Raw genomic sequence first — 14,352 nt, forward strand, 5'->3', positions numbered from 1 at the left:
AGGGGTGGCAGAAGCCACCCCTTTGCGTATAGGGAGCTGAAGGTTTGAGGTTACGTAGCCCTTACTGGCTGTTCGTCGTGCTGATCCTGGCGCTGGCCGGCCTGCAGTATCGCCTGTGGGTTGGCGATGGCAGCCTGGCGCAGGTGCGCGACCTGCAGAAGCAGATCGCCGACCAGCAGGGCGAGAACGAGCGCCTGCTCGAACGTAACCGCATCCTCGAGGCGGAAGTCGCCGAGCTCAAGAAAGGCACCGAGACCGTCGAGGAGCGTGCCCGTCACGAACTCGGCATGGTCAAGGACAAGGAAACCCTCTACCAGCTCGCGCAATGACCACTCCCGCCTTCTGGGCCGTCATCCCGGCCGCCGGCATCGGTTCGCGGATGCGCGCCGACCGCCCCAAGCAATACCTCGACCTTGCCGGTCGCAGCATTCTCGAGCGCACCCTCGACTGTTTCCTCGGTCATCCCCGTCTGAAGGGGCTCGTGGTGTGCCTGGCCGCCGACGATCCCTGGTGGCCGACCCTGCCCAGTGCTTCCAATGAACTGATCCATCGTGCCGATGGTGGCCGCGAGCGCGCCGATTCCGTGCTCAACGGCCTGCTGCGTCTGACCGAGCTGGGCGCCACGCCGGACGACTGGGTACTGGTGCATGACGCCGCTCGCCCGAACCTGGCGCGTACCGACCTGGACCGCCTGCTGGATGAGCTGGAATTCGACGCCGTGGGCGGCCTGCTCGGCGTGCCCGCGCGGGACACCTTGAAGCGCGTCGGCGCTGATGGCCGCGTGGTCGAAACCATCGATCGCAGCGTGGTCTGGCAGGCCTACACCCCGCAGATGTTCCGTCTCGGCGCCCTGCACCGCGCGCTCGCCGATGCGCTGGTGGCCGACGCGGCTATCACCGACGAGGCATCTGCCATGGAGTGGGCGGGCTATGCGCCGCGCATGGTGGAAGGGCGGGTGGACAACATCAAGGTCACCACCCCGGAAGACCTGCAGCGCCTGCAGCGCAACTTCGCCAAGCACTGATTCCTGCTGGCCGGCCCTTGACCGTTTGCGGCATATCCGGCCTCTGTAGGAGCGAGCTTGCTCGCGAACCTGGTCAGCACTGAAGTCGCCGGAAACCTTGTTCGCGAGCAAGCTCGCTTCTACAGACTGCGCCCTGGGCCGAACCGTTGGAGCGGGCTCTGTCTGCGGCAGGTTCGAGTCGCGCCGGAGGCCCGTCGCAGACGACGTCCGCGCTTACAAGAGCAGCCTCAGCCCAGCAGCGGTACTTCGATCAGGAAGCGAAACAGCGCGCCGTGCTGCTCGACCGCCAGGCAATGGTAGCCATGACGCTGGGTGTCTTCCGGAATGCCATGGACCGACTGCGAGCAGTCGGTGACCACTTCCAGCAGGTCGCCGGGCTTGAGCGTCTCCAGGGTTTCCAGAGTGGCGATGGCGTTGTACGGGCAGTGTTCGCCGCGCAGATCAAGCGACAGCGTCGGCGTCTTGGTTTCGGACATCGTTGGTTTTCCGTCTACGAGTGAAGCGTTGCGCGTTGAGCTGCACCAGCAGCATGCACAGAGCGAGGCCGGCGAAAGTGATCAGCAGGCCGCCACCGGGGCCGAACTCCTGCAGCAGATTGAGCTTGGGATAGGGCAGGGCGAGGTTGGTGCCGAGCTGGTCCCAGAACACCGCGACCAGGGTGCCGCCGATCACGTTGCCGACGCCGACCACCCAGAAATGCACCTGGCCTTCCATCGAACGGTACATCCAGCCGGTCTCGCAGCCGCCGGCCAGCACGATGCCGATGCCGAACAGCACGCCACCGATCACGGCGTTCGGTCCCATCCAGAAAATCTTCGGCGGCAGGCCGTTGTGGATCGCCGCGAAGGTGCCGATGCAGGCAGCAGCCATGCCTAGCAAGATGCCCAGCGCGGCCTGGGTCCGGCCGGTGGTCCAGAGATCGCGGGCGGCGCTGGTGAAGCAGATCTGCGCGCGCTCGATCAGGCCACCGAACAGCAGGCCGAACAGGCAGGCCATGCCCAGTACCAGCGAGACCTCGAAACGCCACGCGGCGAACAGCGCGGCGAGCACCAGTACGCCCATGCCCAGTCGCCATTGCAGCTTGGCGCGACGAGCGAGGGCTTCGGCACTCGGCAGGGCTGCCGCCTTGCCGCCGACCTTCAACGGAATGCGCAGGAACGGCAGCAGGCTGATCTTCACGCCGAACCAGGCGCCGATCACGGTGGAGAACATGAAGGCCCAGGCATGCACCGAGAACATCGGGATGCCGGTGAAGAAGGCCGCCAGGTTGCAGCCCATTGCCAGGCGCGCACCGAAACCGGCAATCACCCCGCCGATCAGGCCCTGCAGCAGTCGACGCTTGCTGGTAGGCCAGCGCAGGCTGACATTGCCGGCCCAGAGCGCGCAGACCAGCGCGCCGAGGAACATGCCGATGATCATCACGCCATCGATGCGGTCCAGCGGCGTGCCCTGCAGGCCGATGATCTTGAAGTAGCTCCATTCCTGCGGCTGCAGGCCGAACCAGGACAGTACGTGGCCGCCCCAGCGGGTGAACTCGCCGGTGACGGCCCAGAAGGTGCCGGTCATGGCGAAGTAGTAAGCCGAGATGACCCCCAGGGCGACCAGGGTTGGCAGTGGCGACCAGAAGCGCAGTAGATAGCGCTCGCGGAAGGAAGAAAGGGCTGACATCTCGTCGTCCTTGATCCGAAGGGTGGGAAACCTCCCATTCTAGCCAAGGCCAGTTTCAGCCGCTTGCTTCATGGCAAGGGAGAGGGCTGAAGATGCTGTAGGCCTTCCTTGAGGTGATCCACCAGTTGCCGCACCTTGGGCGACAGGTGCCGCTGCTGTGGATAAAGCGCCCAGACCCCGGTATTGGGCGGCTGATGCTGGTCCAGCAAGGAAACCAGCCGGCCGCTGCGCAGGTGTTCCAACACATAGTAATCCGGCAGCTGGCACAGGCCGAAGCCGCGCAACGCCGCGTCCAGCACCGCCTGGCCACTGTTGCAGCGCCAGTTGCCCTGCACCCGGTGCTGGGTTTCGCGGCCGTCCTCGAGGAAACTCCACTGGTCGCTGCTGCCCACCAGGCAATTGTGCTGCGCGAGCTCCGCCACACTGTGTGGCGCGCCGTGGTGGGCGAGGTAGCCCGGCGTTGCACAGAGGTACATCACCCTCGGCGCCAGACGTGTTGCCACCAGCCGGGAGTCGCTCAGGCGTCCGAGGCGGATCGCCAGGTCGAAGCCTTCATGGAACAGGTCGAGTTGGCGGTTGGACAGCTCTATCTCCACGCGCAATTGCGGAAACTGCTCCATAAACCCGTTCACCAGTGGCACCACGAATCGTTCGCCGTAAGCCACCGCGCAGGTCATGCGCAGAAGCCCCTTGGGTTCGGCAGATAGATCGCTGACCGCCCGCAAGGCTTCCTCGCGCGCGTCCTGCAGGCGGCGGCAATGCTGCAGGAAGGTCTGGCCGGCTTCGCTGAGCGTTACCTTTCGGGTGTTGCGGTAGAGCAGGCGCGTCTGCAGGCGCTCCTCCAGCCGCGCGACCTGGCGGCTGACGTGGGACGAAGACACGCCCAGGCGCTCGGCGGCGGCGGTGAACTGACCGGTTTCGGCGACGGCAACGAATTCGTCCAGCCCTTCCCAGCGATGCATGTGGATTATCCCTGTATGGCAATAATGTTTTGATTATTGCCTGATTATTCCCTGACAGGAGGTTTTCTACACTTCCAAGGCTTTGGGGCGCACTTTTCGTCGACTGCCCCGAATGTTCCCCGACGGGGCTCCGGCCCGTCCCGGCTTCTCGGCCGTCGCGCCGAACCCGTCCGCCCCTGGCGGGCGTTGTCGTTTCCTTCGTTCAGGAGTTTCCAGATGATCAAGTCCCGTGCTGCCGTTGCCTTCGCCCCCAACAAGCCGTTGGAAATCGTCGAAGTCGATGTGGCGCCGCCGCAGAAGGGTGAAGTCCTGGTGCGCATCGTCGCCACCGGCGTCTGCCACACCGACGCTTACACCCTGTCCGGCCAGGATTCCGAGGGCGTATTCCCGTGCATCCTGGGTCACGAAGGTGGCGGTATCGTCGAAGCGGTGGGCGAGGGCGTGACTTCGCTGAAAGTGGGTGACCACGTCATCCCGCTGTACACCGCCGAATGCCGCGAGTGCAAATTCTGCAAATCCGGCAAGACCAACCTCTGCCAGGCCGTGCGTGCTACCCAGGGCAAGGGCCTGATGCCCGATGGCACCAGCCGCTTCTCTTACAAGGGCGAGCCGATCTACCACTACATGGGTTGCTCGACCTTCTCCGAATACACCGTGCTGCCGGAAATCTCCCTGGCGAAGATTCCCGAGGAAGCGCCGCTGGAGAAGGTCTGCCTGCTCGGCTGCGGCGTCACCACCGGCATCGGTGCGGTGCTCAATACTGCCAAGGTGGAGGAGGGCGCTACCGTTGCCATCTTCGGTCTGGGCGGCATCGGACTGGCGGCGATCATCGGCGCGAAAATGGCCAAGGCCTCGCGCATCATCGCGGTGGACATCAACCCGGCGAAGTTCGATATCGCCAAGGAGTTGGGCGCCACCGATTTCGTCAATCCGAAGGATCACCAGAAGCCGATCCAGGAAGTGATTGTCGAAATGACTGACGGCGGCGTGGACTATTCCTTCGAATGCGTAGGCAACGTCCAGCTGATGCGTGCGGCGCTGGAGTGCTGCCATAAGGGCTGGGGCGAATCCACCATCATCGGCGTGGCCGGTGCCGGCCAGGAAATCAGCACCCGTCCATTCCAGCTGGTCACCGGTCGTGTCTGGCGCGGTTCGGCATTTGGCGGCGTGAAAGGTCGCACCGAGCTGCCGAGCTATGTGGAAAAGGCGCAGAAGGGCGAAATCCCGCTGGATACCTTCATCACCCACACCATGGGCCTGGAGAAGATCAACGAGGCCTTTGACCTGATGCATGAAGGCAAGAGCATCCGCTCGGTCATCCACTACTGATCGAACCGCCGGGCGCCTTGTGCGCCCGGCCTCACAGGAGGCTCCATGACGGATTCCATCGAACTGATCAGCAGCCAGAAGAGCTTTGGCGGCTGGCATCAACGTTATCGCCATCGCTCCGAGACGCTCGGCTGCGAGATGGTCTTTGCGGTCTACCTGCCGCCGCAGGCCGAGCCAGAGGCGGGCCTTCCGGTGCTTTACTGGCTGTCCGGCCTGACCTGCACCGACGAGAACTTCATGCAGAAGGCCGGCGCCCAGCGCGTGGCCGCGGAACTCGGGATTGTGATCGTTGCGCCGGATACCAGCCCGCGCGGCCCGGAAGTGCCTGGCGATCCGGACGGCGCCTGGGATTTCGGACTGGGGGCGGGTTTTTACGTTAACGCCACCCAGGAGCCCTGGGCGCGGCACTACCGGATGCACGACTACGTGGTGCAGGAGTTGCCGGCGCTGATCGAAGCGAATTTCCCGGTTTCCCGCAAACGCGGCATCAGCGGGCATTCCATGGGCGGCCACGGCGCGCTGGTCTGCGCCCTGCGTAATCCGGGGCACTACCTGTCGCTGTCCGCCTTTGCCCCCATCACTCATCCGAGCGATTGCCCCTGGGGACAGAAGGCGCTGGGTCGCTTCCTCGGCGAAGATCCGGCGGCGTGGCGCGAGTGGGATGCGGTGGAGTTGCTCGCCAACGCCGGCGAGCGCCTGCCGATCCTGGTCGACCAGGGCGAGCGCGACGACTTCCTCGCCGTGCAACTCAAGCCCGAAGCGCTGCGCGAAGCCGCCGCTGCGGTTGGTCATCCGCTGGACCTGCGCCTGCAGCCCGGTTACGACCACAGCTACTACTTCATTGCGAGCTTCATCGAAGATCACCTGCGCCACCATGCCGCGGCGCTCTGCGGCTGACACCCTGAGCGCAGTGATCCGGTAGAATCGACGCCCTGACATCAACAGGGCGTTTTTTCATGCGTATCGGACATGGCTACGACGTGCACCGCTTCGGCGAGGGAGACTTCATCACCCTTGGCGGCGTGCGTATTCCCCACAAGTTCGGGCTCGTTGCCCACTCCGACGGCGACGTGCTGTTGCACGCGCTTTCCGATGCCTTGCTGGGCGCCTGCGCGCTGGGCGATATCGGCAAGCACTTCCCTGATACCGACCCGCAGTTCAAGGGGGCCGACAGTCGCGCACTGTTGCGCCACGTGCTGAGCCTGGTGGAAGCCAAGGGCTGGAAGGTGGAAAACGTCGACACCACCATCATCGCCCAGGCGCCGAAGATGGCGCCGCACATCCAGAACATGCGCGAGACCATCGCTGCCGATCTGAAGGTCGAACTGGACCAGGTCAACGTCAAGGCCACGACCACCGAGAAACTTGGCTTCACCGGGCGCGAAGAGGGCATCGCGGTCCACGCCGTCGCTCTGCTGGGGCGCGCATGACCGAGTTGGAACTGCTGGGCCCGCGCGCCCATGGCGATGCTTGCGGGCAGGCTGTGCTCAAGGCGGTGGCCGAAGACTTCCAGGTCGACGAAGTGCTGGATATTCCTCTCTCCGGCGATGGCGAGCACTTGTGGCTGTGGGTGGAGAAACGCGGCCTGAACACCGAGGAAGCGGCGCGCCGTCTTGCCCGTGCCGCCGGCGTCCCGGTGAAGATGATCAGTTATGCCGGTCTCAAGGACCGCCAGGCGCTGACCCGCCAGTGGTTCAGTCTGCACTTGCCGGGGAAGTCCGATCCGGACCTGGCAGCCGCCGAGGACGACACGCTGCGAATCCTCGAGCGCAATCGCCATCGCCGCAAACTGCAGCGCGGCGCACATTCGGCCAACGGCTTCACCTTGCGCCTGACCGAGTTGCAGGCAGATCGCGAGCAGCTCGAAGCGCGCCTGAAGGCCATCGTGGCCCAGGGCGTGCCGAACTACTTCGGCACCCAGCGCTTTGGCCATGGTGGCGGCAACGTCTTCGATGCTCGTGGCTTCGCCGAGCGCGGCAAGCTGCCGGAGCATCGCAACATTCGCTCGCGCCTGCTCTCGGCAGCGCGCAGCTATGTCTTCAATCAGGTGCTGGCTCGCCGGGTGGCCGAAGGCACCTGGAACCAGGCGCTGGTCGGCGACCTGCTGGCGTTCACCGACAGCCGCAGCTTCTTCCCCGCCGGCGAAGCGGAATGCTCCGACCCGCGTCTCGCCGTGCTCGACCTGCACCCCACCGGCCCCATGTGGGGCGAGGGTGATTCACCGGCGGCGAACCGGCCGGGAGATATCGAACGCAGCGTGCAGCAAGCGGAGATGGCGCTTTGCCAGTGGCTCGCCAGTGCGGACATGGCGCACGAACGGCGCATTCTGCGCCTCCCCATCCCGGGCCTTACATGGCATTATCCCGCCCCTGACATTCTGCAACTGGAATTCGTCCTGCCGGCTGGCTGCTTCGCCACCGTGGTAGTGCGCGAGCTGATCGACCTCGTGCCGGCAGGGCAGACGGAAAGCCCATGCGCATATTGATTGCCAACGACGACGGGGTCACTGCACCCGGTATCGCCGCGCTTCACGACGCGCTGTCCGATTATGCGGACTGCATCGTGATCGCCCCGGAAGCCGATCGTAGCGGAGCGAGTAGTTCGCTGACGCTGGATCGGCCGCTGCATCCCCATCGCCTGGGCAATGGTTTCATCAGCCTCAACGGCACTCCGACCGACTGCGTGCACCTGGGCCTCAACGGCCTGCTCGAAGAAGTGCCGGAGATGGTCGTCTCGGGTATCAATCTCGGCGCCAACCTGGGCGATGACGTGCTCTACTCGGGCACCGTGGCTGCAGCCCTGGAAGGGCGTTTCCTGTCCCGGCCGGCCTTCGCCTTCTCGCTGTGTTCGCGCCTGACGGACAACCTGCCGGCCGCGATGCATTTCGCCCGCCTGCTGGTGGAGTCCCATGAGAAGCTCGATCTGCCGCCGCGTACCGTGCTCAACGTGAATATCCCCAATCTGCCGCTGGAGCGTATCAAGGGCATCCAGCTGACTCGCCTGGGGCATCGTGCTCGCGCCAAGCCGCCGGTCAAGGTGGTCAACCCGCGCGGCAAGGAAGGCTACTGGATCGCCGCCGCCGGCGATGCTGAAGACGGTGGCGAGGGCACTGATTTCCATGCCGTCATGCAGGGGTACGTTTCGATTACGCCACTGCAGATGGACCGGACCTTCCGGGAGGCGTTCAATGTCCTTGGAGACTGGCTCGGAGGGCTCGACCATGGCCAATGAACTGTCCCGCCGCGGCGGCATCGGCATGACCTCCCAGCGTACCCGTGAGCGGCTGATCCAGCGTTTGTACGAAGAGGGACTGTCCAACGCTCACGTGCTGGAAGTGATCCGCCGTACACCGCGCCACCTGTTCGTCGATGAGGCGCTGTCGCACCGCGCCTACGAAGACACCGCGCTGCCCATCGGGCATAACCAGACCATCTCGCAGCCCTTCATGGTGGCGCGGATGACCGAGTTGCTGCTCGCCGCCGGCCCCCTGGACAAGGTGCTGGAGATCGGTACGGGTTCTGGTTATCAAACGGCGGTGCTGTCTCAGTTGGTGGAGCGGGTATTCTCCGTCGAACGCATCCAGGCCCTGCAGGATCGCGCCAAGGAGCGACTTGCGGAGCTAAACCTGAGAAATGTTGTCTTTCGTTGGGGCGATGGCTGGGAAGGCTGGCCCGCCCTGGCGCCTTACAACGGCATCATCGTTACCGCCGCTGCGGCCGAGGTCCCGCAGGCATTGCTGGACCAACTGGCACCCGGAGGGCGGCTGGTGATTCCGGTAGGCGGTGGCGAGGTGCAGCAACTGATGCTGATCGTCCGCACCGAGGATGGCTTCCAGCGGCAGGTGCTGGACTCCGTCCGCTTTGTCCCGCTGCTCAACGGTCCGCTAGGCTGAGAGCAGGCCGGTCAAGGCTGCGGTTACTGCCGGCCAGTGAGGCTGGACGTCAATTCATGGATAAGGGGGATGGGTGAGCTTGACAGCGACCCTGTATCAACGGAACTGGATCAAGGGCCTGGGCCACGCTGTGGTGGCCATTGCCGTCTGCTTTCTGCTGGCGGCCTGTTCTTCGACTTCTCGTAGCACCACGACTGTGGTGGACCGCAACGCCCAGCAGAAGCCGGCTGTTACCAGTGGCCAGTATGTAGTGCGCCCCGGCGACACGCTGTACTCCATCGCCTTCCGCTATGGCTGGGACTGGAAAGCCCTGGCCGCGCGCAACAATATCTCCGCGCCTTACACCATTCGCCCAGGCCAGGCCATTCGCTTTGACGGTGGTTCGAGTGTTGCACCGTCTGTCGCCAAAAGCGCAACGCCTGTCGCGCCAGTCGTTGTCAACAAACCGACATCTACCCCGGCAACCGCCAGCAAACCGACCACACCTGCCGTCACCACGCCAGCGCAACCGCCCGCCAGCGGCGGAACTCCGGCGGTTGCAGGGGGGGCGCCGGGAGGCTGGCTTTGGCCAACCAATGGCACTCTCATTGGGCGTTTTGCATCAAACGGCAGTTTGAATAAAGGGATTGATATAGCCGGGCAATTGGGCCAGCCTGTCCTGGCTGCGTCTAATGGCACGGTGGTGTACGCCGGTAGTGGTTTGCGGGGCTACGGCGAACTCGTGATCATCAAGCACAGCGATACCTACGTAAGCGCCTACGGTCACAACCGCAGGTTGCTGGTGCGGGAAGGGCAACAGGTCAAGGTCGGGCAGAACATTGCCGAGATGGGCTCCACAGGGACTGACCGGGTGAAGCTGCACTTCGAGATTCGCCGCCAGGGTAAACCTGTAGATCCGCTGCAATACCTGCCAAGTCGTTGATGCTGGCTGTTCCTCTGCGTGGGTGAGCGGGCCTAGGTGTCCTAAGGATAAGGACGCACCTGGGCTTGTTGTCGAACTCAGCAAGGGATAACGACATGGCACTTAAAAAAGAAGGGCCGGAGTTTGACGTCGATGATGAAGTGCTTCTTCTGGAGCCCGGCATCATCCTCGAAGAGTCATTTGCCGAAGAGCAGGTATCGCTTCGAGTCACTCCTAAAGCCACCTCACTTTCCTCTCTCAAGCAACACAAGCACATCGACTACAGCCGCGCGCTCGACGCGACCCAGCTGTATCTGAATGAAATCGGTTTCTCGCCGCTTCTGACCCCGGAAGAGGAAGTCCACTTTGCGCGTCTCGCGCAGAAGGGCGACCCAGCGGGTCGGCGACGGATGATCGAAAGCAACCTGCGTCTGGTGGTGAAGATCGCGCGACGGTACGTCAATCGCGGCCTTTCCCTGCTCGACCTGATCGAAGAGGGCAACCTCGGGTTGATCCGCGCGGTGGAGAAATTCGACCCCGAGCGCGGCTTCCGCTTCTCCACCTACGCGACCTGGTGGATTCGTCAGACCATCGAACGGGCCATCATGAACCAGACCCGCACCATTCGATTGCCGATCCACGTGGTGAAGGAGCTCAACGTCTACCTGCGGGCTGCTCGCGAGCTGACCCATAAGCTGGACCACGAGCCGTCGCCCGAGGAAATCGCCAACCTGCTCGAGAAGCCGGTGGATGAGGTGAAACGAATGCTCGGTCTGAACGAGCGGGTCACCTCGGTGGATGTTTCCCTCGGCCCGGATTCGGACAAGACCCTGCTCGACACCCTGACCGACGACCGTCCCACCGACCCCTGTGAACTGCTGCAGGACGACGACCTCAGCGAGAGTATCGACCTGTGGCTGTCGGAACTGACCGATAAGCAGCGCGAGGTGGTGATTCGTCGCTTCGGCTTGCGCGGCCATGAAAGCAGCACCCTGGAGGAGGTTGGCCAGGAAATAGGCCTGACCCGCGAGCGGGTTCGGCAGATCCAGGTCGAGGCGCTCAAGCGTCTGCGCGAGATCCTCGAGAAGAACGGCCTGTCGAGCGACGCGCTGTTCCAGTAGCGGCCAGGTCGACAACGATGAAGCCCGGATGATTCCGGGCTTTTTTATGCGCTCTGATGTAAGCATTCGCTTACATAGCGTGTGAGTGTTCAGCTTGAAGAGCCGCCAGCTGTGGCGTCTATTTTTCTTATCTTGTTGTTTTTAAAGGATTTTATTTTTACCTCGGCTGCGAGACAGATCGGGTGCGCGGAAGTGCCCCAGTTGCTGAGTTCTGGCAGGCGGGTAATATCACTCCTGCGTACACGGAAAGGCGCAGGCCGGTAAGGATGTCGGTCAGGAGCACCGCGGGAAGCGGTTCATCAGGATGATGAAAAAAGGAAGAAAGAGTGGGCGGGTTATCCCGCCCCTTTTTTTGCCTGCAAGAAAGTGATGCCCGGATACAGAAAGGCCCGCACTGAGCGGGCCTTTCGTGTTTTGGTCGGAAGCGCGGATCAGCGCTCCAGGTACTGCATCTTGTTCGGCTTGCCGTCCCACTCTTCGGCGTCCGGCAGGGAATCCTTCTTCTCGGTGATATTCGGCCATACATCGGCCAGATCCTTGTTCAGCTCGATGAACTCCTGCATACCATCCGGGACCTCGTCCTCGGAGAAGATCGCCTGTGCCGGACATTCCGGTTCGCACAGGGCGCAGTCAATGCACTCATCCGGGTGGATGACCAGGAAGTTCGGGCCTTCGTAGAAGCAGTCCACCGGGCATACTTCCACGCAGTCGGTGTATTTGCACTTGATGCAGTTGTCGGTGACGACGAAGGTCATTTCTAATTTTCTCCTCAGGCGGGCGGCTAAGCGCGCGCGATTCTAGCAGCTTGTCCAGCGGTCCGTCAGACCCGCATCTTCCATGCATATAACAATTCGAGAGCTTGACGTGGAGTCAGGTCGTCGGGGCTGACACGCATCAGCTCTTCGACGATCGGGTGTGGCAGGCTGGCAAACAGGTCGCTTTGCAGTGGCGCCGGGCTTTTCGGGTCGCTCGAGCGCGGTGCTTCGTGGGGCAGGCTGGTGGTTTCCAGGCGCGAAAGGTGTTCGCGGGCGCGCTGAATGACCGCACCCGGCACGCCGGCCAATTGTGCGACCGCCAAGCCATAACTCTGGCTGGCCGGGCCAGGGAGTACGTGGTGCAGGAACACGATGCGCTCGTTGTGCTCGGTGGCGTTCAGGTGCACGTTGGCCACCGCCGGCTCGCTTTCCGGCAGCACGGTCAGCTCGAAATAGTGGGTGGCGAACAGGGTGAAAGCTCGCAGTTTTGCCAAGTGTTCGGCCGCGGACCAGGCCAGAGACAGACCGTCGAAGGTGCTGGTGCCGCGTCCTACTTCGTCCATCAGTACCAGGCTGCGGTCGCTGGCGTTGTGGAGGATGTTCGCGGTTTCGCTCATTTCCACCATGAAGGTGGAGCGACCGCCAGCGAGATCGTCGGAAGAGCCGATACGGGTGAAAATCCGGTCCACCAGCGACAGTTCGCAGCGCGCCGCCGGCACAAAGCTACCTATGTGTGCTAGCAGCACGATAAGCGCCGTTTGCCGCATATAGGTCGATTTACCGCCCATGTTGGGGCCGGTGATCACCAGCATGCGAGTGTCTTCATCGAGGTTCAGGTCGTTGGCGACGAACGGCGTATCCAGTACCTGCTCGACCACCGGGTGGCGGCCTTGCTCGATGAGAATGCCGGATTCCTCGACAAAGCGCGGGCGGTTCAGGTCGAGGTTCAGGGCGCGCTCGGCGAGGTTGGACAGCACGTCCAGTTCGGCCAGGGCTGCGGCGGTGTCCTGCAGCGGCGCCAATTGGCCGATCAGCAGTTCCAGCAGTTCCTCGTAAAGCTGCTTCTCGCGAGCCAGGGCGCGGCTCTGGGCCGATAGCGCCTTGTCTTCGAAGGCCTTCAGTTCCGGAGTGATGAAGCGCTCGGCACCTTTCAGGGTCTGGCGGCGAATATAGTCAGCGGGAGCCTGTTCTGCCTGCACGCGGGGCAGTTCGATGTAGTAGCCGTGGATGCGGTTGTAGCCGACCTTCAGGTTTGGCAGGCCGGTGCGAGCCTTTTCGCGGGTTTCCAGGTCCATCAGGTACTGGCCGGCGTTCTCGCTGAGCATCTGCAACTCGTCCAGCTCGGCGTCGTAACCGCGGGCGATGACGCCGCCGTCGCGAATCACTGCCGGCGGATTTTCGATCACCGCGCGGGCCAGCAGGTCTGCCAGTTCCGGGTAGGTGCGGATGCTGCTGGCCAGCTCACCCAAGTGCGGGGCTTCCAGCTCAGTCATGCCGTTCTGCAGGTCCGGCAGCGCCGCGAGGGCATCGCGCAGGCGAGCGAGATCGCGCGGGCGGGCATTGCGCAGGCCAATTCGGGCGAGGATGCGTTCAACGTCACCGATTTCCTTCAGTTGCGGCTGGAGGATTTCGAAGCGATAGCGTTCCAGCAGACAGGCGATGGAGTCCTGGCGGGCTTCGAGAACGGCGCGATCACGCAATGGGCGGTTCAGCCAGCGGGTCAGCAGGCGGCTGCCCATAGCGGTCTGGCAACGGTCGACCACCGATTGCAGGGTATTGTCGCGGCCGCCAGCCAGGTTGGTATCCAGTTCAAGGTTGCGGCGGCTGGCGCCATCGAGAATCACGGTATCGTCGATGCGCTCGTGGCGCAGGCTGCGCAGGTGCGGTAGGGCGGTGCGCTGGGTTTCCTTGGCGTAGGCCAGCAGGCAGCCGGCGGCGCCGATGGCCAGGGTCAGTTCCTGGCAGCCAAAGCCTTTGAGGTCCTGCACGCCGAACTGTTGGCACAGGCTCTTTTTCGCCGAGTCACGATCGAAGTCCCACGGCGCGCGACGGTGCGAGCCGCGGCGCTTCTCCGCCGGCAGGCCCTGGGGCCAGTCGTCGGGGATCAGCAGTTCAGCGGGATTCAGACGTTCCAGTTCGGCCAGCAGGGTTTCCCAGCCCTTTATTTCCTGGACGTTGAAGCGGCCGCTGGTGATGTCCAGCACGGCCAGGCCGAACAGGCGCTCGTCTCCCAGTACGGCGGCGATCAGGTTATCGCGGCGTTCGTCGAGCAACGCTTCGTCACTGACGGTGCCGGGAGTGAGGATGCGCACCACCTGGCGTTCAACCGGGCCCTTGCTGGTGGCCGGGTCGCCGATCTGCTCGCAGATCACCACCGATTCGCCGAGTTTCACCAGTTTGGCCAGGTAGCCTTCAGCGGAATGGAAGGGGATGCCGGCCATGGGGATGGAGTTGCCGGCGGACTGGCCGCGTGCGGTCAGGGTGATGTCCAGCAGCTTGGCGGCCTTCTTGGCGTCCTCGTAGAACAGCTCATAGAAATCGCCCATGCGGTAGAACATCAGTTGGTCCGGGTGCTGATTCTTCAGCCGCCAGTACTGTTGCATCATCGGTGTGTGGGCGGAGAGGTCGCTCTGACTCATGGCTTCTGGCTGTCCGGCTTCAACATGCAAAAGCGCCTAGTGTACGGTATCCACCTGGCCT

Annotated in this window: 15 protein-coding genes; 10 read left to right on the forward strand and 5 right to left on the reverse strand. The window is 63.5% G+C overall.

Translation table 11 applies throughout. The features are described from left to right. Positions 1-44 precede the first annotated feature (44 nt). Positions 45-329, forward strand: a complete 285-nt coding sequence (gene ftsB / locus A6723_RS06245; protein WP_017521200.1) for a cell division protein FtsB — start codon at positions 45-47, stop codon at positions 327-329. Further along, positions 326-1,024: a 2-C-methyl-D-erythritol 4-phosphate cytidylyltransferase gene (gene ispD / locus A6723_RS06250; RefSeq protein ID WP_054908159.1), complete on the forward strand. Its 699-nt coding sequence runs from the start codon at positions 326-328 to the stop codon at positions 1,022-1,024. Before ftsB ends, ispD begins: the two co-directional genes overlap by 4 nt. Positions 1,025-1,251: 227 nt before the next feature. Here the strand turns inward: ispD and yedF are convergent, their stop codons facing one another. From yedF to A6723_RS06265, 3 genes are all read right to left on the reverse strand, one after another. Next, the gene (gene yedF / locus A6723_RS06255) at positions 1,252-1,500 is read right to left on the reverse strand and encodes a sulfurtransferase-like selenium metabolism protein YedF (RefSeq protein WP_045210023.1); all 249 of its coding nucleotides are present in this window, start codon (positions 1,498-1,500) and stop codon (positions 1,252-1,254) included. Beyond that, a complete protein-coding gene (yedE, locus tag A6723_RS06260; RefSeq protein ID WP_054908160.1) occupies positions 1,466-2,692 on the reverse strand; it encodes a selenium metabolism membrane protein YedE/FdhT in 1,227 nt (408 codons plus the stop codon). Before yedE ends, yedF begins: the two co-directional genes overlap by 35 nt. A gap of 68 nt (positions 2,693-2,760) precedes the next feature. Next, entirely contained in the window at positions 2,761-3,654 is an 894-nt protein-coding gene (locus A6723_RS06265) for a LysR substrate-binding domain-containing protein (protein WP_054908161.1), read from the reverse strand. A 216-nt stretch (positions 3,655-3,870) separates the two neighbouring features. On the opposite strand from A6723_RS06265, the gene A6723_RS06270 reads away from it, so the two are divergent. The 8 genes from A6723_RS06270 to rpoS all read left to right on the forward strand — a co-directional run bounded on the left by A6723_RS06270 (position 3,871) and on the right by rpoS (position 10,897). Further along, the gene (locus tag A6723_RS06270; RefSeq protein WP_024766063.1) at positions 3,871-4,983 is read left to right on the forward strand and encodes an S-(hydroxymethyl)glutathione dehydrogenase/class III alcohol dehydrogenase; all 1,113 of its coding nucleotides are present in this window, start codon (positions 3,871-3,873) and stop codon (positions 4,981-4,983) included. Between the two features lie 45 nt (positions 4,984-5,028). After that, entirely contained in the window at positions 5,029-5,880 is an 852-nt protein-coding gene (gene fghA, locus A6723_RS06275; protein ID WP_054908162.1) for an S-formylglutathione hydrolase, read from the forward strand. 59 nt (positions 5,881-5,939) lie between these two features. Continuing rightward, the gene (gene ispF, locus A6723_RS06280; RefSeq protein ID WP_024766061.1) at positions 5,940-6,413 is read left to right on the forward strand and encodes a 2-C-methyl-D-erythritol 2,4-cyclodiphosphate synthase; all 474 of its coding nucleotides are present in this window, start codon (positions 5,940-5,942) and stop codon (positions 6,411-6,413) included. Then, the gene (gene truD, locus A6723_RS06285; protein ID WP_054908163.1) at positions 6,410-7,468 is read left to right on the forward strand and encodes a tRNA pseudouridine(13) synthase TruD; all 1,059 of its coding nucleotides are present in this window, start codon (positions 6,410-6,412) and stop codon (positions 7,466-7,468) included. Before ispF ends, truD begins: the two co-directional genes overlap by 4 nt. Then, positions 7,456-8,214 (forward strand): 5'/3'-nucleotidase SurE, encoded by a 759-nt coding sequence (gene surE / locus A6723_RS06290; protein WP_024766059.1) that lies wholly within the window; start codon positions 7,456-7,458, stop codon positions 8,212-8,214. The genes truD and surE overlap by 13 nt, the downstream gene beginning before the upstream one ends. Before the next feature lie 25 nt (positions 8,215-8,239). Continuing rightward, on the forward strand, positions 8,240-8,875 hold the full coding sequence (locus tag A6723_RS06295) for a protein-L-isoaspartate(D-aspartate) O-methyltransferase (RefSeq protein ID WP_088418250.1): 636 nt from the start codon (positions 8,240-8,242) through the stop codon (positions 8,873-8,875). 73 nt (positions 8,876-8,948) lie between these two features. Further along, positions 8,949-9,797: a peptidoglycan DD-metalloendopeptidase family protein gene (locus A6723_RS06300; RefSeq protein ID WP_371914043.1), complete on the forward strand. Its 849-nt coding sequence runs from the start codon at positions 8,949-8,951 to the stop codon at positions 9,795-9,797. A gap of 95 nt (positions 9,798-9,892) precedes the next feature. After that, positions 9,893-10,897, forward strand: coding sequence for an RNA polymerase sigma factor RpoS (rpoS, locus tag A6723_RS06305; RefSeq protein WP_054908164.1), 1,005 nt, complete (start codon positions 9,893-9,895; stop codon positions 10,895-10,897). 431 nt (positions 10,898-11,328) lie between these two features. Here rpoS and fdxA read toward each other — a convergent pair whose 3' ends face one another. Both fdxA and mutS read right to left on the reverse strand, forming a co-directional pair. Further along, positions 11,329-11,652, reverse strand: a complete 324-nt coding sequence (gene fdxA / locus A6723_RS06310; protein ID WP_015476292.1) for a ferredoxin FdxA — start codon at positions 11,650-11,652, stop codon at positions 11,329-11,331. A 65-nt stretch (positions 11,653-11,717) separates the two neighbouring features. Then, a complete protein-coding gene (gene mutS, locus A6723_RS06315) occupies positions 11,718-14,291 on the reverse strand; it encodes a DNA mismatch repair protein MutS (protein ID WP_175405528.1) in 2,574 nt (857 codons plus the stop codon). Between the last annotated feature and the right edge of the window lie 61 nt (positions 14,292-14,352).

Source organism: Pseudomonas sp. AU11447, from assembly GCF_001672555.2.
GTDB lineage: Bacteria > Pseudomonadota > Gammaproteobacteria > Pseudomonadales > Pseudomonadaceae > Pseudomonas > Pseudomonas nitroreducens.